Annotated in this window: 18 protein-coding genes; 13 read left to right on the forward strand and 5 right to left on the reverse strand. The window is 67.6% G+C overall.

Going from position 1 to position 18,205, the window contains the following annotated elements; genetic code table 11:
* The first annotated feature begins 257 nt into the window (after nucleotides 1-257).
* The 5 genes from EV650_RS07900 to EV650_RS07920 all read left to right on the forward strand — a co-directional run bounded on the left by EV650_RS07900 (nucleotide 258) and on the right by EV650_RS07920 (nucleotide 5,730).
* The gene (locus EV650_RS07900; RefSeq protein WP_134116813.1) at nucleotides 258-1,946 is read left to right on the forward strand and encodes a nitrite/sulfite reductase; all 1,689 of its coding nucleotides are present in this window, start codon (nucleotides 258-260) and stop codon (nucleotides 1,944-1,946) included.
* A 142-nt stretch (nucleotides 1,947-2,088) separates the two neighbouring features.
* Entirely contained in the window at nucleotides 2,089-2,772 is a 684-nt protein-coding gene (locus EV650_RS07905) for a phosphoadenylyl-sulfate reductase (RefSeq protein ID WP_134116815.1), read from the forward strand.
* Nucleotides 2,754-3,668, forward strand: a complete 915-nt coding sequence (gene cysD / locus EV650_RS07910) for a sulfate adenylyltransferase subunit CysD (RefSeq protein ID WP_134116817.1) — start codon at nucleotides 2,754-2,756, stop codon at nucleotides 3,666-3,668. The genes EV650_RS07905 and cysD overlap by 19 nt, the downstream gene beginning before the upstream one ends.
* Complete coding sequence (locus tag EV650_RS07915; RefSeq protein WP_134116819.1) at nucleotides 3,668-4,954, forward strand: sulfate adenylyltransferase subunit 1; 1,287 nt, start codon at nucleotides 3,668-3,670, stop codon at nucleotides 4,952-4,954. The genes cysD and EV650_RS07915 overlap by 1 nt, the downstream gene beginning before the upstream one ends.
* On the forward strand, nucleotides 4,951-5,730 hold the full coding sequence (locus EV650_RS07920; protein WP_134116821.1) for a sirohydrochlorin chelatase: 780 nt from the start codon (nucleotides 4,951-4,953) through the stop codon (nucleotides 5,728-5,730). The genes EV650_RS07915 and EV650_RS07920 overlap by 4 nt, the downstream gene beginning before the upstream one ends.
* A gap of 39 nt (nucleotides 5,731-5,769) precedes the next feature.
* Here the strand turns inward: EV650_RS07920 and EV650_RS07925 are convergent, their stop codons facing one another.
* Nucleotides 5,770-6,651 carry a type IV toxin-antitoxin system AbiEi family antitoxin domain-containing protein gene (locus tag EV650_RS07925; RefSeq protein WP_134116823.1) on the reverse strand — a complete coding sequence of 294 codons (882 nt, stop codon included), beginning with the start codon at nucleotides 6,649-6,651 and terminating at the stop codon, nucleotides 5,770-5,772.
* 160 nt (nucleotides 6,652-6,811) lie between these two features.
* On the opposite strand from EV650_RS07925, the gene EV650_RS07930 reads away from it, so the two are divergent.
* Together EV650_RS07930 and EV650_RS07935 are read left to right on the forward strand one after the other, a co-directional pair.
* Nucleotides 6,812-7,039, forward strand: a complete 228-nt coding sequence (locus tag EV650_RS07930) for a hypothetical protein (RefSeq protein ID WP_134116825.1) — start codon at nucleotides 6,812-6,814, stop codon at nucleotides 7,037-7,039.
* Nucleotides 7,039-8,121: a Clp protease N-terminal domain-containing protein gene (locus EV650_RS07935; RefSeq protein ID WP_134116827.1), complete on the forward strand. Its 1,083-nt coding sequence runs from the start codon at nucleotides 7,039-7,041 to the stop codon at nucleotides 8,119-8,121. Before EV650_RS07930 ends, EV650_RS07935 begins: the two co-directional genes overlap by 1 nt.
* 19 nt (nucleotides 8,122-8,140) lie before the next feature.
* Here EV650_RS07935 and EV650_RS07940 read toward each other — a convergent pair whose 3' ends face one another.
* From EV650_RS07940 to zapE, 3 genes are read right to left on the reverse strand one after another with little or no spacing between them, the layout of a single operon-like run.
* Entirely contained in the window at nucleotides 8,141-9,010 is an 870-nt protein-coding gene (locus tag EV650_RS07940) for a PPK2 family polyphosphate kinase (protein WP_134119951.1), read from the reverse strand.
* A gap of 14 nt (nucleotides 9,011-9,024) precedes the next feature.
* Nucleotides 9,025-9,681: a hypothetical protein gene (locus EV650_RS07945; protein WP_134116829.1), complete on the reverse strand. Its 657-nt coding sequence runs from the start codon at nucleotides 9,679-9,681 to the stop codon at nucleotides 9,025-9,027.
* A gap of 25 nt (nucleotides 9,682-9,706) precedes the next feature.
* Nucleotides 9,707-10,711, reverse strand: coding sequence for a cell division protein ZapE (gene zapE, locus EV650_RS07950; RefSeq protein ID WP_134116831.1), 1,005 nt, complete (start codon nucleotides 10,709-10,711; stop codon nucleotides 9,707-9,709).
* Between the two features lie 104 nt (nucleotides 10,712-10,815).
* Between zapE and EV650_RS07955 the strand changes: the two genes are divergently transcribed.
* From EV650_RS07955 to EV650_RS07980, 6 genes are read left to right on the forward strand one after another with little or no spacing between them, the layout of a single operon-like run.
* Nucleotides 10,816-12,129 carry an ABC transporter substrate-binding protein gene (locus EV650_RS07955; protein WP_134116833.1) on the forward strand — a complete coding sequence of 438 codons (1,314 nt, stop codon included), beginning with the start codon at nucleotides 10,816-10,818 and terminating at the stop codon, nucleotides 12,127-12,129.
* A gap of 4 nt (nucleotides 12,130-12,133) precedes the next feature.
* Nucleotides 12,134-13,096, forward strand: coding sequence for a carbohydrate ABC transporter permease (locus EV650_RS07960; RefSeq protein WP_134116835.1), 963 nt, complete (start codon nucleotides 12,134-12,136; stop codon nucleotides 13,094-13,096).
* Nucleotides 13,093-13,914 (forward strand): carbohydrate ABC transporter permease, encoded by an 822-nt coding sequence (locus EV650_RS07965; RefSeq protein ID WP_134116837.1) that lies wholly within the window; start codon nucleotides 13,093-13,095, stop codon nucleotides 13,912-13,914. Before EV650_RS07960 ends, EV650_RS07965 begins: the two co-directional genes overlap by 4 nt.
* 19 nt (nucleotides 13,915-13,933) lie before the next feature.
* Nucleotides 13,934-14,707, forward strand: a complete 774-nt coding sequence (locus tag EV650_RS07970; RefSeq protein ID WP_134116839.1) for a VOC family protein — start codon at nucleotides 13,934-13,936, stop codon at nucleotides 14,705-14,707.
* Nucleotides 14,704-15,645, forward strand: a complete 942-nt coding sequence (locus EV650_RS07975) for an aldo/keto reductase (RefSeq protein WP_134116841.1) — start codon at nucleotides 14,704-14,706, stop codon at nucleotides 15,643-15,645. The genes EV650_RS07970 and EV650_RS07975 overlap by 4 nt, the downstream gene beginning before the upstream one ends.
* Entirely contained in the window at nucleotides 15,642-16,988 is a 1,347-nt protein-coding gene (locus EV650_RS07980) for a GH1 family beta-glucosidase (RefSeq protein WP_134116843.1), read from the forward strand. Before EV650_RS07975 ends, EV650_RS07980 begins: the two co-directional genes overlap by 4 nt.
* Here EV650_RS07980 and EV650_RS07985 read toward each other — a convergent pair.
* Nucleotides 16,985-18,196: an ROK family transcriptional regulator gene (locus tag EV650_RS07985; RefSeq protein ID WP_134119952.1), complete on the reverse strand. Its 1,212-nt coding sequence runs from the start codon at nucleotides 18,194-18,196 to the stop codon at nucleotides 16,985-16,987. The two genes, EV650_RS07980 and EV650_RS07985, sit on opposite strands and share 4 nt — an antisense overlap.
* Nucleotides 18,197-18,205: the final 9 nt, after the last annotated feature.

Raw genomic sequence — 18,205 nt, forward strand, 5'->3', positions numbered from 1 at the left:
ACGCTGACGCTTGTGGACATGCTCGCTGCCCGCTCCACCCACCTCGTAGGTCGCATTCATGTCGACCTCGGGCGGATGCGCAGCGCCATCTGTTGTCCTTCGATGTTCTGACAGCCACCCCGCCAGGGCCCACCGCGGCCCCCTGATCATCCCCGATCACCGCTGGGTGCGCACCGCGCGGAACGCATCGAACCGACGACGCTTCGATCCCGCCGCATCCGGTGAGCACCTGTCACGAGGACAAGGACACGCCCCCGATGACTGCTGGCGTCACCTCCCCCGCCCGCAAACCGGCCCGCCCCCGCAAGGGCAAGGGCGAAGGCCAGTGGGCGCTCGGATACCGCGAGCCGCTGAACAAGAACGAGGAGAACAAGAAGAACGACGACGGCCTGAACGTCCGGGCCCGGATCGAGAACGTCTACGCGCACCGCGGCTTCGACTCGATCGACCCGGCCGACCTGCGCGGCCGGTTCCGGTGGTGGGGGCTGTACACCCAGCGCAAGCCCGGGATCGACGGCGGCAAGACCGCGACGCTGGAGCCCGAGGAGCTGGACGACAAGTACTTCATGCTCCGGGTTCGAGTCGAGGGCGGCCAGCTCAGCACCGAGCAGCTGCGGGCGATCGCCGAGGTCTCCACGACGTACGCGCGGGACACCGCCGACATCACCGACCGGCAGAACATCCAGCTGCACTGGATCCGCGTCGAGGACGTCCCCGCGATCTGGCAGAAGCTCGAGGCGGTCGGCCTCTACACGACCGAGGCCTGTGGTGACGTGCCGCGGGTGATCATCTCCAGCCCGGTGGCCGGCATCGCCGCGGACGAGATCATCGACCCGACACCGGCCATCGACGACATCGTCGAGAAGTACATCGGGTCGAGCGAGTTCTCCAACCTGCCGCGGAAGTTCAAGACAGCGATGACCGGGCACCCGTCGCACGACGTCGTACCGGAAGTGAACGACATCGCGTTCGTCGGTGTGGTGCACCCCGAGCACGGCCCGGGTTTCGACGTCTGGGTCGGCGGCGGACTGTCGACCAACCCGATGCTGGCGCAGCGCCTCGGCGCATGGGTGCCGCTCGACGAGGTGCACGAGGCCTGGTGGGGTATCTGCAGCATCTTCCGCGACTACGGTTACCGCCGGCTGCGGACCCGGGCCCGGATCAAGTTCCTGGTCGCGGACTGGGGCATCGAGAAATTCCGCGAGGTTCTCGAGACGAAGTACCTCAAGCGGAAGCTGATCGACGGACCGGCGCCCGAGGTTCCCGCCGTACAGGGTGACCACGTCGGTGTGCACAAGCAGAAGGACGGCAAGTACTTCGTCGGCGTCGCGCCGGTCGTCGGTCGCGTCTCCGGCGAGAAGCTGGCCAAGCTCGCGGACGTCGTCGCCGCACACGGCTCGGATCGGATCCGGACCACGGCCCAGCAGAAGCTGATCGTGCTGGACGTCGAGGAGTCGAAGGTCGAGTCGCTGGTGACGGCTCTCGCCGAGTTGGGCTTCCAGGCCCGGCCGTCGGCCTGGCGCCGCAACACGATGGCCTGCACAGGCATCGAGTTCTGCAAGCTCGCGATCGTCGAGACCAAGGCCCGCGCGGCCCAGCTGATCGACGAGCTGGAGGAGCGGATCCCCGACCTCGACGTACCGATCACCGTGAACGTGAACGGCTGCCCGAACTCGTGCGCCCGGATCCAGGTCGCGGACATCGGCCTGAAGGGCCAGCTGGTGATGGATGCCGACGGCAACCAGGTGCCCGGGTACCAGGTGCACCTCGGCGGCGGTCTCGGCCTGGACGCCGGCTTCGGCCGGAAGCTCCGCGGCCACAAGGTCACCGCCGACGACCTGACCGACTACGTCGAGCGCGTCACGCAGAACTACCTGAAGGAGCGCAACGAGGGCGAGCGCTTCGCCCAGTGGGTCACCCGAGCGGACCAGGAGGCACTTCAGTGAGTGAGCGAGCGGCACCTCTCTACTGCCCGTACTGCGGAGACGAGGACCTCAGGCCCTCCGAAGAAGGCCATGGCGCGTGGGAGTGCCGGCCGTGTGCACGGGTGTTCCAGCTGAAGATGATCGGACTGCGGGTGACGGTGGAATGAGTGACTTGAAGACTCTTGCCGAGGAGGCCAACGAACGGTTGGCCGACGCCTCGGCGGTCGAGGTACTGGCGTGGGCCCGGGAGACGTTCGGCGACGAGCTGGTGGTGACCGCCTCGATGGCCGACGGCGCACTCCCCCACCTGGCGGCGCAGGCGGCTCCCGGTGTCGACGTACTGTTCCTCGACACCGGCTACCACTTCGTCGAGACGATCGGGACCCGGGACGCGGTCGCCGCGACGCTGCCGATCCACCTGATCAACGCACTTCCGCTGCAGACGGTGGCTGAGCAGGACGCGGAGTACGGCGAGAAGCTGCACGACCGCGACCCGAACAAGTGCTGCGCGATGCGCAAGGTCGAGCCGCTGAACCGGTACCTGTCCGGCTACAAGGCTTGGGTCACGGGCATTCGCCGCGAGGAGGCGCCGACCCGGGCGAACACCCCGGTCGTCGAGTACGACGCCAAGCGGGACATGGTGAAGCTCAACCCGATCGCGCCGTGGACACAGGACGACCTCGACACCTACATCGCTGACAACGGCGTACTGGTCAATCTGCTGCAGTACGACGGCTACCCGTCGATCGGCTGCGAGCCGTGCACACAGCAGGTCGCGCCTGGTGAGGACCCGCGCAGTGGCCGCTGGGCCGGCACCGGCAAGGTCGAATGCGGGTTGCACACGTGACCGCGTTGGTGACGGAGCTCGATGCTCTGGAGAGCGAGTCGATCTTCGTCTTCCGCGAGGTGGCAGCCGAGTTCGAGCGTCCGGTGATTCTGTTCTCCGGTGGCAAGGACTCGATCGTGATGCTGCACCTGGCTCGCAAGGCGTTCTCGCCGGCTGGGGTGCCGTTCACGTTGCTGCACGTCGACACCGGGCACAACTTCCCCGAGGTGCTGGCGTACCGCGATGCGGTGATCGAGCAACTAGGTCTGCGACTCGAGGTCGCGAGTGTCGAGGACTACATCGCCGACGGCCGGCTGCGCGAGCGTGCGGACGGGACGCGGAACCCGTTGCAGACGGTTCCGTTGCTCGACGCAATCAACAAGCACCGGTTCGACGCCGTCTTCGGCGGCGGCCGGCGCGACGAGGAGCGGGCCCGGGCGAAAGAGCGGATCTTCAGCCTGCGGGACGAGTTCGGTCAGTGGGACCCGCGGAACCAGCGGCCGGAATTGTGGTCGCTGTACAACGGCAAGCACCGGCCGGGTGAGCACGTGCGGGTGTTCCCGCTGTCCAACTGGACCGAGCTGGACGTCTGGAACTACATCGAGCGCGAAGAGATCCCGCTGCCGAGCATCTACTACGCCCACGAGCGGGACGTGTTCGAGCGCGACGGCATGCTGCTTGCCGTCGGCCCGTACTCGCAGCCGCGCTCCGGTGAATCCGTTGGCAAGCGCATCGTTCGCTACCGGACGGTCGGCGACATGTCCTGCACCGGCGCGGTCGCGTCGACAGCCGGGAGCCCGGCCGAGGTCGTGGTCGAGGTTGCGGCCAGCACCCTGACCGAGCGGGGCGCGACCCGCGCCGACGACCGGGTCAGCGAGGCCGCGATGGAAGATCGCAAGCGAGAGGGGTACTTCTGATGAGCACCCTGTTGCGTCTGGCAACGGCTGGATCGGTGGACGACGGGAAGTCGACGCTGGTCGGGCGACTGCTGCACGACTGCAAGGCGATCCTGGCCGACCAGATCGCGCACGTGAAGACGGTCTCCGAAGCCCGCGGTGGCGACTTCGACTTCGCCCTGCTCACCGACGGCCTGCGGGCCGAGCGCGAGCAAGGCATCACGATCGACGTCGCCTACCGGTACTTCGCCACCGACAAGCGCTCGTTCATCCTGGCCGACTGCCCCGGGCACGTGCAGTACACCCGCAACACCGTGACCGGCGCCTCGACCGCGGATGTCGTCATCATCTTGGTCGACGCGCGGCACGGCGTACTCGAGCAGACCCGGCGGCACCTGGCCGTGGCCGGTCTGCTCCGGGTGCCACACGTCGTACTCGCGGTGAACAAGATCGACCTGGTCGGGTACGACGAGGCCGGGTTCACCAAGATCGCAAAGGACGTCAACGAGGTCGCCGACCAGCTCGGCATCGCGCACATCCAGGCGATCCCGGTCTCGGCCCTTGTCGGCGACAACGTGGTCGACCGGTCCGCGCACACCCCGTGGTACGACGGCCCGACGCTGCTCGAGCTCCTGGAGAACGCGTCCGGGCGGATCGACAACTCGCAGCAGCCGCTGCGGTTCCCGGTGCAGTACGTGATCCGGCCGCAGACCGACGACGAGTACCGCGACTACCGCGGCTACACCGGAACGGTTGCCTCCGGCACCGTTTCGGTCGGCGACCAGGTGATCGTGCTGCCGGCAGGACGCCGTACGTCGATCGCCGGCATCGACCGGCCGGTCGTCACGGCCACCTCGACCACCGTGGTCGAGCGACCGTCCGCGGTTGCCGGCGAAGCGGTTACCGTACGGCTCGCCGACGACCTCGACGTGGCCCGCGGCTCCGTCATCGTCGACGCCGAGGCCTCCCCCGGCACCCGCCGGGAACTTGCCGCCACCGTCAGCTGGCTGGCCGACCGGCCACTGACCGTCGGGGCCCGGGTGCTGATCAAGCACACCACCACCACCGCGCAGGCGATCGTCACCAAGATCACCGGCGCGCTGGACCTCGACACGCTCGGAGTCATCGACGCCACCGAGCTCGCTCTGAACGACATCGGCAAGGTGCAGCTCAAGATCGCCGCACCGCTGGCCGCCGACCCGTACTCCAGCAACGCCATCACCGGATCGTTCCTGCTGATCGACGCCCACGACGGGTGGACGCTCGCAGCCGGAATGATCGACGACGAAGAAGGGGAACTGCTGTGACTGCTCCAGCGCTCGTGATCCTCGCCCACGGCAGCCGCGACCCGCGCTCGGCCGCCACCGTCCACTCGCTCGTGAAATGCCTGCGCGAGCAGCGTGACGACCTGCGGATCGAAGCCTCCTTCCTCGACCACTGCCCGCCCAAGCCGTACCAGGTGATCGGCAAGCTCGCCGCCGAAGGCATCGAGGAGGTCGTCGTCCTGCCGCTGCTGCTGTCGTCGGCCTACCACGCCAAGATCGACGTACCCGCGGTCGTCGACGAGGCCCGCAGCCGGTTCCCGAACCTGCGGATCATCGCTTCCGACGTGCTCGGGTACGACGACACGCTGCTCGACGTACTCGATCGGCGGATGCGCGCGGAGCTGAAGGACGGCCGGGTCCGCGAGCTGGACGCGCTCGTGCTGGCGTCCGCCGGCTCCAGCGACTCCCACGCGAACGCGAGCGTCACCCGCCTCGCCCGCCTCTGGGGCCAACGCCACAAGCTCCCCGTCACGGCCGCCTTCGTCTGCGCCGCGTCGCCCTCCCCCGCCGAGGCCGTTCTCCAGTACCGCCTCGAGGGCCGTCGCCACGTAGCCGTAGGCTCCCTCTTCCTCGCCCCCGGCGTACTCCCCGACCGAGCCGAATCCACCGCCCGCCGAGCCGGCGCGGTCGCCGTCTCCCGCCCCCTAGGCGTCAGCGCCGAGGTAGCCCGCCTAGTCCTCCTCCGCTACGGCGTAGCCGGCCTGGACCTGCTCACCCTAGAGCCCGCCCCCCGGCCGGTACTCGTTCACTCCGCCTAAACCGGACCGCCACGCACGCAGAACCCCGTCAGAACCCCCTCAAGCAGCCCGTTTGAGGGGGTTCTGCCTGCGTGCAGGTCCGCCCCGGACGACAGATGTCACCGCGACGGCCACCCAGTCTGGGTCGAGCACCACGTCCTCCCACGAGAACCGCAGCAGGGTCCAACCGCGCATGGCCAGGTTGACGTAGCGGCGGCAATCACGGCGCAGCGCGTCGCGGGACGCGTGGTAGGCGAACGAGTCCGCCTCGAGAACCAGCCGCAGCTTCGGGTCGGCCAGGTCGACGCGGGCGAAGAACTCGCCATCCGCGATCACGTACTGCGGCACGAATCCGCCAAACCCGGCGGCCAGGACGCGAGCTCGCAGCATCGACTCCAGGGCAGATGCCGCGCGCGCATCACTTGCCTCGATCAACTTGATCGCACGCGCCCGCCCCGGCCTCCGGCCTGCGATCGCCGCTGCGAGCAGCTCCTCAGCTGAAACGAGCCCGTTGCGCAGCGCTGAGTCTGCCACCGCCAGCGCTTCGCCGAAGGGAAGGTTCTGCGCGCAGTCGAGAACGGTACGCACCGGAGTGGTTGCGCCGTCGAGCTCCGGCGCGTCGGACCAGTGCAACGTGCAGGGCAGCCGCGTGGTTCGCCTCCTCTTGGTGCGGCCGATGGTGACATGCGGTTTGAGCGGGATCGTCACGACATCGAGCCCGAGTTGCTGGGCGGCGCTCTCGTGCGAGAGCACACCGCCGTGCGCGCGAGCGACCGTCAGCGGCGAGGCGTCGACCGGCAAGGCGTACACGCCCTTGGCCACTCGCTTGATCCGACCCTCCGCGAGCGCGCGCCGGATCGTTCGACCGGACGCGAACCCCCGGAGCTGGGCGAACGTCGCGCTGCCACCCGACCGCTGAAGGATCTCGACCACGTCAGTCACCGAACCATGGTGGCAAGAATCGCGTTCTGGCCACGGCGTTCATCCACAGGCGGACCGCCACGCACGCAGAACCCCGGTCAGAACCCCCTCAGGCAACCGTTTGAGGCGGTTCTGCATGCGTGGCGGTCCGCCCCACCGATAGCGTGATATCTTGATATCCATGGCGAAAGACACGACCAAGAACATCTTGTTGCGGTTGGAGACGGGGTTGGCTGAGCGGTTGCAGACGGTGGCTTCCGTTGAGGGGCGGTCGGTGTCGGATGTGGCTCGGGAGGCTATTGCGGCGTTGGTTGATCAGCGGCGGCAGGACAGTCGGTTCAGTGAGTTGCTGGAGGAGAACCTGACCCGGCACGAGGAGTCTCTGCGCCGGCTGCGGGACGACGGCTGATGCGGTATCTCGGTCCGTACGACGTGCTCGCGGTCGCGGCGCGGGTGCTGCGGTGTCCGTCGGAGGACGTCGTACGGCGGACGGAGCTGGACGCGATCGAGCGGGTGCTGGACGGCGTACGGATGACGAGCGGGCTGGCCGAGGCGGCTGGGGTGCTACTTGCCGGTCTGGTGCGGGCGCGGCCGTTCGACGGGGCGAATCGGGTGGTGTCGGTTGCGGTCGTGCTGCAGTTCGTCACGCTCAACCGGGCCGATGTGCAGCTGGAGCCGGTGGCGGACGTCGACGAGTTGCTCGATCGGATCGTGTCCGGTGAGGCCGGTCATCGCGAGGCGGCCGCGTTCATCCGGAGCCGGCTCGAGCACCACCCGGTGACGGCCGAGGACCTGCAGGACGACCTACGGATCGAGCTGCTGCTGGGGGAAGAAACCCTGATGCAGGAATGGTGGAGGGGAACCGACATGTACGAGCGATTCAGCGATCCGGCCAGGCGGGTCATCGTGCTGGCTCAGGAGGAGGCGCGCGGCCTCGACCACACGTACGTCGGGACCGAGCATCTCCTGCTCGGGGTGATCGCCGAGGGCCACAGCATCGCGGCCCGAGTGCTGTCTCCCCTCGGGATCACGGCCGACGCCGTGAAGGACCTGGTCGTCGAGATCATCGGACGCGGGAAGGGCGGTACGACCGGGTCGATCCCATTCACGCCGCGGGCGAAGAGCACGTTCGAGTATGCGTGGGGTGAGGCTCGGGCTCGCGGCGCCGAGCAGGTCCGTCCGGAGCACCTGTTGCTCGGCGTACTGCACGATCGCGACGGTGTCGGCGGCCAGATCATCACGAAGCTTGCCGCCGACATCGATCAGGTACGACGCAAGCTCGAGGAGCGGATGAACTACCGCGAGCGCTCCGAGGCTCTCGTCGCCGGCATGCTCACCGAGGACACCGGCCCCACCTGGACGACGTACGGCCGCCGGCACCACCTGGTCCACGAGCTGAACGCGGTCCTCGACGAGAACGAGCGCCTGCACGAACAGGTGGCCAACCTCCGCGACCTGCTGCGCCGCCACAACATCGACCCGGACAGCTGAGCTCAAGCGGCTTCCGATGTCAGGTTGCTGCCAGGCGCTGCTTCTCCTTCTCCACGTCGAAGTCAGCCGGCGGCCACTGCGGGTTCAGCTCCTTCAGCGTCTCCAGGAGGAGCGTCGTGACGGCCCAGTTGCGGTACCACTTGCGGTCGCTCGGGATGACGTACCACGGCGCATGCGGCGTATTGCAGCGCTCGATCGCCGCGTGGTACGCCTCCATGTAGTCGGGCCACAGCTTCCGCTCGTCCACGTCGGCCGGGTTGTACTTCCAGTACTTCGTCGGGTCGTCGAGTCGGGACTCGAGCCGGGACTTCTGCTGCTCGTACGTGATGTGCAGGTAGCACTTGATGATCGTCACGCCGTTCGCGGCCAGCTCGGCCTCGAAGTCGTTGATCTGGTCGTACCGCCGGTTCCACACGTTCGGCGTGACCAGCTCGCGGACCCGGGCGATCAGCACGTCCTCGTAATGCGACCGGTCGAAGATGCCGATCATGCCGGGACCGGGCACGGCCTGCCGGATCCGCCACAGGAATCCGCGCCGTTTCTCGGCCGGCGTCGGCGCTTTGAACGACGTGATCTTCAGGCCCTGCGGGTCCATCAGCCCCGCGCCGTGTCGGATCACACCACCCTTACCGGAGGTGTCCATCCCCTGCAGCACGACTAGTACGCTGCGGTTGCCGTCCTTGCGACCCTCGGCGAACAGCCGCTCCTGCCAGTCCGAGATCTCGGCGCCGAGATCGTCCAGCGCAACCTTGCCGTCGTCCTTCGAACCGCTGAACCCCGGCGTCGCGCGGGTGTCGTACGTCGTCAGGTCAACCGGCCCGACCGGAACCCGCAACTGTTCCCGCAGTCCCCCGCCGGCAGCCTTCTCGCCCTTCTTCTGCTTCGCCATCTCCACATCCTGCCTCATTCACCCCCTACTTCAGCGGTTTTGCGTCGTCGACGCCGCGACAACACGATCTCGATCACGAGAACGGCAAGGCCGCAGACGGGTACGGCGAGCACGCCCCACACGAACCCGCCGAGCGGGGCCAGGCAGTCTCCGTCCTCCGGGCACTCGGTCCTCGCGTAGTAGTCAGCTCCGGCCGCGAACGCCACGAGCACGACGACGATCGTCCCGCACAGGTAGGCCGCCGTACGGACCAGCCATCTGCCCGGTCCGGGCCGGCCAGCCCCTGGTTCCGCCGAGATTTCGCTCACCGGTGCCGGCTGCACGCCGTTCGCGATCAGCACGAAGGCGACCAGGCCGGTCGCGAACTCCAGCAGGGCGAGCTCGCCCTCGCTCCGGTTCCAGACGAATCGGAACCCGTCGTTCGAGATGCTCTCCCAGACCAGGAGGGCCGTCAGAACAGCCAGCGCGATGCCCAGCCACAGACGCGCCTTCGGGTCAGGCCATGCGGCCGCGATCGACGCGAGCGCCGGGACGAACGCCAGCGCTCCGAGCGGCAGGATCCATTGCTCGGCACCAAAGCCGGACGTGTCGTCGAACTGCACGAAGCCGGCGGCGAACAGCAGCCCGAGCGCCACGGCAAGCAGCACCAGCGAGAGCGAACGTCGACTCATCCGTCCAGGGAAGCACGCCTCAGGATCATGCAGCGCGGGCCAGTGCGATCAAGCGCGAGAGCGCGCGGAGGTATTTCTTGCGGTAGCCGCCCTTCAGCATGTCGGGTGAGAACAGTTGGTCCAGTGGTACGCCGCCGGCCAGGAGCGGGAGGTTGCGGTCGTACATCCGGTCCGCCAGCACGACCATCCGCAGTGCGACGTTCTCGTCGGTGAGTGGGCGTACGTCGGTGATCCCAACGGTCTCGATGCCGTCGAGGAGGGCGCCGTACTTGCTCGGGTGGAGCTCGGCCAGGTGGCGGTGCAGGTCGACGAAGTGGTCGCAGGACGCGTTCCGTCGTACGGCGGACTCCCGCTCGACGTCGGGCCATGGGTCGGGGGCGACGGGCAGTCCGCGGTGGCGGTAGTCGGGGCCGTCGATCCGGCGTACGTCGAAATGCGCGGCGAGAGCCTGGATCTCGCGGAGGAAGTCGACTGCCTGGAAGCGTCCTTCGCCGAGCTTGTCGGGCAGCGTGTTGGACGTCGCGGCGAACTCGACGCCGGCCTCGACCAGCTGACCGATCAGGCGGGAGATCAGCATCGTGTCGCCGGGATCGTCCAGCTCGAATTCGTCGATGCAGATCAGCCGGTACGACGACAACGCCTCGACTGCCGTCCGCAGTCCGAGTGCGCCGACGAGGTTGGTCAGCTCGACGAACGTGCAGTACATCTTCGGACCGGCCGCCTCATGCCAGAGCGACGCCAGCAAGTGGGTCTTTCCCACGCCGAACCCGCCGTCAAGATAGATGCCTGGCTTCTCCGGCACCGCGGCCCGGCCGCGCAGCCGCGACCATAGCGACGGCGCCTGGCGCGGCTGGGCCAGCCTGGCGGCGCGCTCGGTCAGGACGGCCAGCGCTTCGGACTGCGACGGCTCGTCCGGGTCGGGGCGGTAGGTGGCGAACCGGACGTCGGCGAACCGAGGCGGAGGCACGCACTCCGACAGCAGCCGGTCCGAGCTCACCTCCGGCCACCGCTCGCTCAACCGGATCACCATGTTCCAACCCTAACGAGGGAAAACTTCGGAAACTCAACTGACGCCTTGACCGCTTTCTTACTTTCAGTTAGGAAGTTGAGTACGCGAACGACGAGGAGTCTCCGATGGGCGAACAGCACGTGCGGCGGCGGACGGTTCTCAAAGGGGCGGTGGGTGCGCTCGGCCTCGGGTCCGCGCTCGGATCCACACTGGCCGCCTGCGGTGGCAGTGACAGCGGCGGCGGTACCACGAGCGGCGGGAAGTCCGTGGTCCGGATGTGGTCCTGGTACAGCGACCAGGAGGACCAGTTCCCGAAGCTGATCAGCGCGTTCGAGGCCGCGCACAGCAACATCAAGATCGAGAACCGGATCTTCGGCACCCCGGACCAGTACCTGCCGGCTTTGCAGGCCGCGGTCGCGGGTGGCGACGTACCGGAGATCTTCGCGCCGCACACCCGGGCGCTGACGTACGGAACCGGCGGCATCTCCGCCGACCTCAAGCAGGAGCTCGGCGACGACTTCCTGAAGGACTTCTTCGACTCGGCCAACCAGGAGTACACCCTGGACGGCAAGCAGTACGCGGTCGGCTGGATGGCGCAGACGTTCGGGATCTTCTACAACCCGGACATGCTGAAGAAGGCCGGTGTCGAGGAGGACGGCATCGAGACCTGGGACGACCTGATCGCGGCGGCCGCGAAGATCAAGGCGACCGGCAAGTTCCCGGTGGCGCTGAGCTGCAACCCGACCACGAGCTCGCTCGACTTCTTCCTGCCACTCGTCACGCAGGTGGCCGACGACCCGACGTACTACCTGAAGCTGGATCAGCTCAAGGACGGCGCGACGTACGAGGATCCGAAGGTGGTCCAGGCGATCGAGCTGCAGCAGAAGATCGTCAAGGGCGGCGTCTTCCAGCCCGGTACGACGGGCACCAGCGGCGACCAGGCACCGCAGATCTTCTACACCGGCAAGTCCGCGATGCTGTTCAACGGCAGCTGGACTCCGCAGGGTCTGACCAAGGACGCGACACCGGCCTTCAACAAGCTGTACAAGGTGATGAAGACGCCCGCGATCGCGCCCGGCAAGCGGCACTGGACCGCGAACCAGGCCGGCGCCGGCTGGGCGGTCTCCGCGACCAGCAAGAACAAGGACGCGGCGCTGGAGTTCCTGAAGTTCCTGTACTCCGCTGACCAGTACTCCCCCACCATGAACGACTCGAACTCGATGCCGGCCACCAAGAGCGCGGCGGCCCGGATCGAGCTGCCGATCATGAAGCAGATGACGTCGTGGCTGCTCGACGGCGACGGCTGTCCGCACATCCCGTTCGGGCCCGGGTCGGTGGCGGCGGGCGATCCGCTGGCGAAGATCTTCGACGGCACTGGTGAGCCGGCGGCTGTCGCGAAGGCGATGCAGCAGGCGGTCCAGAACGCCAAGGGCGGCTGATCGGATGGCGACAGCTCTCTCCAGGGAGGATGTCGTACGGCGGTCCGGCGAGCGAACGCCGTACCGGTTCGGATCGCCGTTGCGGCGGTCGCAGCGGATCGCCGGCTTCCTGTTCATCGCGCCGACGTTCGTGCTGTTCCTGGGGTTCGTGCTCTGGCCGATCCTCTACACGGCGTACCTGAGCCTGACCTCGTGGGGCGGGTTCGGGGCGCCGCGGTTCGTGCAGTTCGACAACTACAGCCGGATGCTGCACGATCCGGTCGCGCGCCGCGCGCTGATCGTCACGCTGGTGCTGACCGGGGTGACGACTGCGATCCTGACGTTCCTCGGTCTCGTCACCGCCGTCTTGGTGAACGTGATCTGGTCCAAGGTCGGCGTCGTCGTACGGACGATCCTGTTCGTCCCGGGCATCGTGTCGTTCGTCGTCTCGGCGGTGCTGTGGAAACTGATCTACGACCCGAACATCGGCACGCTGAACCGGTTGCTGGGGGCAATCGGTCTGGACAGCCTGCAGCACCCGTGGCTGGCCGACCACAAAACGGTGCTGCCGGCAATCGTCGTGGTGACCGTGTGGGGCGGGCTCGGGTTCAACATGCTGATCTACTTCGCGGGCCTGCAGAGCATCGACCCGAACCTCTACGAGGCAGCCGCGATGGACGGCGCCAACACCGTCCAGCAGTTCCGTCACATCACGGTCCCGAGTCTGCGGATCGTCACCGGCCTGATCGTCAGCCTCGGCCTGTTGAACGGCTTCAAGGCGTTCGACGTGATCTTCGTGATGACCGGCGGCGGTCCCAACCACGGCAGCGAAGTACTCGGCACCTATCTGTACTCATTGGCCTTCGGCTCGACATCCGGCTCGATCCCGCAGCTCGGGTACGCCAGCGCGTTCAGCGTCGTCACGATGGTGCTCTGCACGCTCGCTGTGATCGCTCAGTTGTGGCTGACGCGGAGGGCGGACCGATGAATCGCTGGCTCGGGAAGTCCTTCGCAACCTTCGTGCTCTTGCCGTTCTGCCTGCTGATGGCGTTCCCGTTCGTGTGGATGCTACTGACCTCACTGCGGGAGCAGAACACGATCTTCAACGGGCCGATCATCCCGCGCAAGATCACCGGTACGGCGTACAAGGAGGCCTGGACGTCGATCCAGTTCCCGCTGCATTTCTGGAACAGCGTCTGGATCACGTCGGTGACCGTGATCGGCGTGCTGGTCTTCGCGACGCTCAGCGGGTACGCGTTCGCCAAGCTGGACTTCCCGTTCCGGAACACGTTGTTCGTGCTGCTGCTGACCACGCTGATGATGCCGTCGACGGCGCTGATCATCCCGCTGTACCTCGAGCTCAAGTCGCTCGGTCTGCTCGACAGCCAGGGCGGTCTGCTGGTGCTCTACATCTCCGGGTCGGCGCCGTTCGCGATGTTCTTGATGCGGGCGTTCTTCCAGACGCTGCCGGACGAGCTGATCGAGGCGGCGCGGGTGGACGGCGGCAGCGAGCTGACGATCTTCCGCCGGGTGATCCTGCCGCTGACCCGGCCCGGGATCGCGACCGTGGTGATCTTCCAGTTCCTGTCCACCTGGAACGAGTTCCTGATCGCCAACACGGTACTGCGCAACACCGACGAGCTGCCCCTGCAGCCGGTGCTGTTCACGCTGATGGGCCAGTACTCCACGAACTGGCCGGCCCTCACCGCCGGCCTCACGCTGTCCGTCGTACCGGTCGTGATCGTCTACGTCCGGATGCAGCGGCAGTTCGTCGCCGGGATGATGCTCGGCGCGGTCAAGAACTGACTCCTTCGAAAGAGGTTGTATGCCGATCAAGAACGTCGTCGTCAACTGCACCGATGTCGCCCGCTCGGTCGAGTTCTACACCAGGTTCCTCGAGCTCGAGGTGGTCGGCGAGCCGACGCCCGAGCGGGCCGTGCTGGACGCGGTGACCGCGACCGTCGAGTTACGGGCCGTGGGCAACGGCCGGGACGCGAGCACGTGGTCGCCGGACGATCTGCAGAAGGGATTCCGGCACGTCGGGTTCAAGGTCGACCGGATCGACGAGCGGGCCGGCGTACTCAAGGATGGCGGCGTCGAGTTCAAGCTCGACCCGCTCGATGCCGAGGGCAACGTCCGGATCTGCTTCTTCTACGACCCGGACGGGACGCTGCTGGAGATGATCCAGGGCGACCTGCAGTACGCCGAGGTGCTGGACGCGGACGGGGTCGCGCGGGAGCGGGCTCTCGGCGTACCGTCGCGCCCGCGGTTCGACCACGTCGCGGTGACGATCGAGGACCGGGCGACGACCAGCGCGTTCTACGACCGGTACGGCTTCTCGTTCATCGGGACCATCGAGCAGCCGCACGACCAGCGCGGCTTCCACATCGGCTACCTCAAGGGCGGCGACACCGTCCTCGAGGTGTTCACGTACGAGGTGGACAAGAGCTCCCGCGCTCCCCAGCTCGACGTCGCCGGTTTCGCGTACGCCGAACTCGTGGGCGACCCGGCGGACCTGCCGACGGAGACCGCACCGGACGGAACCAAGGTCTACATCGACAGCGACGGGTTCGCCTTCGCCGTAGGCTCCGAGGCATGACAGACAACTGGCTGCGGCCCCTCGGTTCCACGGGTCTGACCGTATCCGCGGTGTGCGCCGGCGGCAGCGGGCTCGGAAGCATGCCCGCGGTGTTCGGCTACGACGTGACCCGACAGGAGGCGATCGACCTGGTCCTGCGCGTGTTCGACAGCCCACTGACCTGGATCGACACGTCGAACGGGTACAGCGACGGCGAGAGCGAGCTACGCATCGGTCTGGCCATCAAGGAGTACGGCGGACTGCCCGACGGATTCCTGGTCGCGACGAAGGTCGACGCCCGCGACGGCGACTACTCGGGTGCACGGGTCCGGGCCAGTGTTGCCGAGAGCAAGGAGCGGCTCGGGCTGGACCAGCTGCCGTTGGTCTACCTACACGATCCTGAGTTCCACGACTTCGAGTCGATGCGGGACGCGGTCGACACGCTGATGCAACTCCGGGCCGACGGGGAGATCGGGCACGTCGGACTGGCGGGCGGTGACACCACTGAGCTCGGGCGGTACCTGGACCTCGGCGGGTTCGAAGTACTGCTGGTGCACAACCGGTGGAGCCTGGTCGATCATTCGGCCTCGGCGATCTTCTCGCGAGCCCGCTCAGAGGGCATCGCGGTGGTGAACGCGGCGATCTACGGCGGCGGGATCCTCGCGAATCCTTCCGGTGCGACGAGGTACGCCTATCGGGAGGCGCCGGCTGCTGTCCTGGAGGCAGTGGCGGACATGGACAAGACGTGCCGTGAGTTCGGGACGGACCTTGCCACGGCTGCTCTCCGGCACTCGGTGGACAACCCGGACGTCGCCGGCACGGTCGTCGGCATCACCAAGCCGGCCCGCGTGGACGCACTGGTCGCCGCCCTGGAACTGGACCTTCCGGATACACTGCTTAACCGGTTAGGTAGCCTGTTGCCGGACAGGCAGTACTGGGTCGAGAAGGAGACGACGTGACGAACGGTTTCCCGAGCGGATTCACGTGGGGTGCGGCAACCGCGTCGTACCAGGTTGAGGGAGCCGTCGCCGAGGACGGGCGTGGTCCGAGTATCTGGGATACCTTCGCCCACACACCGGGCCGGATCGTGGACGGCACCAACGGTGATGTGGCCGACGATCACTACCACCTGTTCGCCGACGACATCCGGTTGCTGGCCGACCTCGGGCTGAACGCGTACCGGTTCTCGATCGCTTGGCCGCGGATCGTGCCGACCGGCGCGGGTACGGCGAACGCGGCCGGGCTCGACTTCTACCGGCGGATCGCGGAGGCCTGCCTGGCGAACGGGGTCACGCCGTACGCGACGCTTTATCACTGGGACCTGCCGCAGCCGCTCGAGGACGCCGGCGGCTGGCTGGTCCGCGACACGGCTGAGCGGTTCCGCGACTACGCGGCGATCACCCATGACGCGCTCTCCGACGTGATCTCGCACTGGATGACGCTGAACGAGCCGTGGTGCTCGGCGTTCCTCGGGTACGGGAACGGTGAGCACGCACCGGGTCGGACGGAGGGTGCGGACGCGCTCAAGGCCGTGCACCATCTGCTGCTCGGCCACGGTCTGACGCTCGACGCGATCCGCTCGGAGGGTGGCACGTACGGGATCGCGCTCAACCCGGCGCCGATCCACGCCGCCACCGACTCTCCCGCCGACCGCGACGCCGCGCGCCGGGTCGACGGGCTCCGCAACCGGGTGTTCCTCGAGCCGCTGCTGTCCGGGCGGTATCCGGCGGACGTTCTCGAGGACACCGGGATGACTTCGTGGTTCGCCGAGCAGGAGGCGGACCTTCCGCTGATCGCGGCGCCGCTCGACTTCATCGGCGTCAACTACTACTGCCCGACGACCGTCGCCGCGCCGGACGGGCCGATCTCGTCGCCCGTCGCGTCGACGCAACCCGGCAGCGAGAATGTCGTTGCCGTGGACACCGGTCTGCCGCGGACCCAGATGGGCTGGCCGATCCAGGCCACCGGTCTCCGCGACATCCTGGTCACGATCAACAAGCTGGCGCCCGAGTTGCCGTTGTACGTGACGGAAAACGGCGCGGCGTACCCCGACGCGGTGACCGCTGACGGCTCGATCGAGGACGACGATCGCCTCGACTACATCAAGCAGCACATCGATGTCTGCAAGGACCTGGTCGCCGAAGGCTTCCCTCTGAAGGGGTACTTCGCCTGGTCGCTGATGGACAACTACGAGTGGGCCTGGGGCTACAGCCGCCGCTTCGGCATCGTGTACGTCGACTACGCGAACCAGGCCCGCATCGTGAAGAAGAGCGGGCGCTGGTTGAAGGACTTCCTCAGCTAGGCGCGGGAGTTCTGGTGCGGGGTCAGCTGGGAGTGGAGGACCAAGGAAGCCGCTCCCAGCGCGGCTGCACTCGGGCCTAGCTTGGACAGCTCGACGCGGGTGGGGTGCATGGCGCGAACGAACGAGAGGCGGTTGAGCTCGGTCGCAGCGACCCGGACGTAGATGTCGCCGGCTTCGCTGAAGCCCGGGCCGGCCAGGATGATCTGCTCGAGGTCGAGCAGGTTGGTGATCGACAGCAAGGCCTTCGCCAGGTACGTCGCGGATTCCTCGAGCAGCTCCACGCAGCGAGGATCCCCCGCGGCCGCCAGCCGGGCGATCTTGGCGAAGTCGGAACGGACAGACAACCTCCGACCGCGGAGGCCGAGCTTGTCGGCCAGCGCCTCGTCCTTCCCGGCCCGCGCGACCACTGCAGCCGGTGCAGCCAGGCTCTCCAGACACCCTTGACCACCGCACCAGCACATCGGCCCGTTCACGTCGAGGACCATGTGCCCGATCTCGCCGACGTTCGACGACGAACCGCGGTACACGTCCCCGTTGGTTACTAGGCCCAGCCCGAACCCGGCCGCCATGTACACGGTCGCGAAGTCGTTCACCGACGGGATCTTCCCGGCCCAGAACTCGCCGATCGCCGCACAGGTCGAGTCGTTCTCCACGACGATCGGGTGGTCGATGGCGGCCTTCAGCGTGTCCCGGACCGCGAATGGCTCCCACGCGTACTTCTCCGAGTCCGTCCGCAACAGTCGCGTCCCGCCGCGCCCCTGCCGGCCGGCCAGCGCCACCCCGACACCGACCAGCGTCGACGGCTCGATCTCCGCCTTCACCATCAGATCCTCGAGCTCGGCCGTGATCCGCCGTACCGCCGTCGCCGGAGCGTCCTTGCCGATCCCCCGCGACGACACCTGCTCGATCACCCGCCCGCTCATATCGGTGACGACGTACGTCGTACTCGGGGTGTCGACCGAGATCCCGACGGCGTGCCGGGCCCGCGGGTTGAACTGCAGCAGCGTCGCGCGTTTCCCACCGGTCGGGTCGCCGTACCCGGTCTCGATGATCAGGCCGTCGGCCAGCAGCCGCTTGACCACCCGGGAGATCGACGCGCCGGTGAGCCCGGACCTCTCGGCCAGATCGACCCGGGTGACCGTGCCGCTGGAGCGGATCAGGTCCAGGATCGCGCTATGCGTCTCCTGTGCGGTCGCACCTCTCAGCATCTTCGCCAC

Source organism: Kribbella kalugense (assembly GCF_004365875.1).
Classification (GTDB): Bacteria; Actinomycetota; Actinomycetes; order Propionibacteriales; family Kribbellaceae; genus Kribbella; species Kribbella kalugense.

Coding starts and splice junctions, on each gene's coding strand:
- EV650_RS07940 (WP_134119951.1), bottom strand. CDS start 9,010: ATGGCGAAGCAGAAGAAGGGCGAGAAGGCTGCCGGCGGGGGACTGCGG.
- EV650_RS07900 (WP_134116813.1), top strand. CDS start 258: ATGACTGCTGGCGTCACCTCCCCCGCCCGCAAACCGGCCCGCCCCCGC.
- EV650_RS07985 (WP_134119952.1), bottom strand. CDS start 18,196: ATGCTGAGAGGTGCGACCGCACAGGAGACGCATAGCGCGATCCTGGAC.
- EV650_RS07905 (WP_134116815.1), top strand. CDS start 2,089: ATGAGTGACTTGAAGACTCTTGCCGAGGAGGCCAACGAACGGTTGGCC.
- cysD (WP_134116817.1), top strand. CDS start 2,754: ATGCGGGTTGCACACGTGACCGCGTTGGTGACGGAGCTCGATGCTCTG.
- EV650_RS07945 (WP_134116829.1), bottom strand. CDS start 9,681: ATGAGTCGACGTTCGCTCTCGCTGGTGCTGCTTGCCGTGGCGCTCGGG.
- EV650_RS07930 (WP_134116825.1), top strand. CDS start 6,812: ATGGCGAAAGACACGACCAAGAACATCTTGTTGCGGTTGGAGACGGGG.
- zapE (WP_134116831.1), bottom strand. CDS start 10,711: ATGGTGATCCGGTTGAGCGAGCGGTGGCCGGAGGTGAGCTCGGACCGG.
- EV650_RS07960 (WP_134116835.1), top strand. CDS start 12,134: ATGGCGACAGCTCTCTCCAGGGAGGATGTCGTACGGCGGTCCGGCGAG.
- EV650_RS07915 (WP_134116819.1), top strand. CDS start 3,668: ATGAGCACCCTGTTGCGTCTGGCAACGGCTGGATCGGTGGACGACGGG.
- EV650_RS07975 (WP_134116841.1), top strand. CDS start 14,704: ATGACAGACAACTGGCTGCGGCCCCTCGGTTCCACGGGTCTGACCGTA.
- EV650_RS07965 (WP_134116837.1), top strand. CDS start 13,093: ATGAATCGCTGGCTCGGGAAGTCCTTCGCAACCTTCGTGCTCTTGCCG.
- EV650_RS07935 (WP_134116827.1), top strand. CDS start 7,039: ATGCGGTATCTCGGTCCGTACGACGTGCTCGCGGTCGCGGCGCGGGTG.
- EV650_RS07955 (WP_134116833.1), top strand. CDS start 10,816: ATGGGCGAACAGCACGTGCGGCGGCGGACGGTTCTCAAAGGGGCGGTG.
- EV650_RS07970 (WP_134116839.1), top strand. CDS start 13,934: ATGCCGATCAAGAACGTCGTCGTCAACTGCACCGATGTCGCCCGCTCG.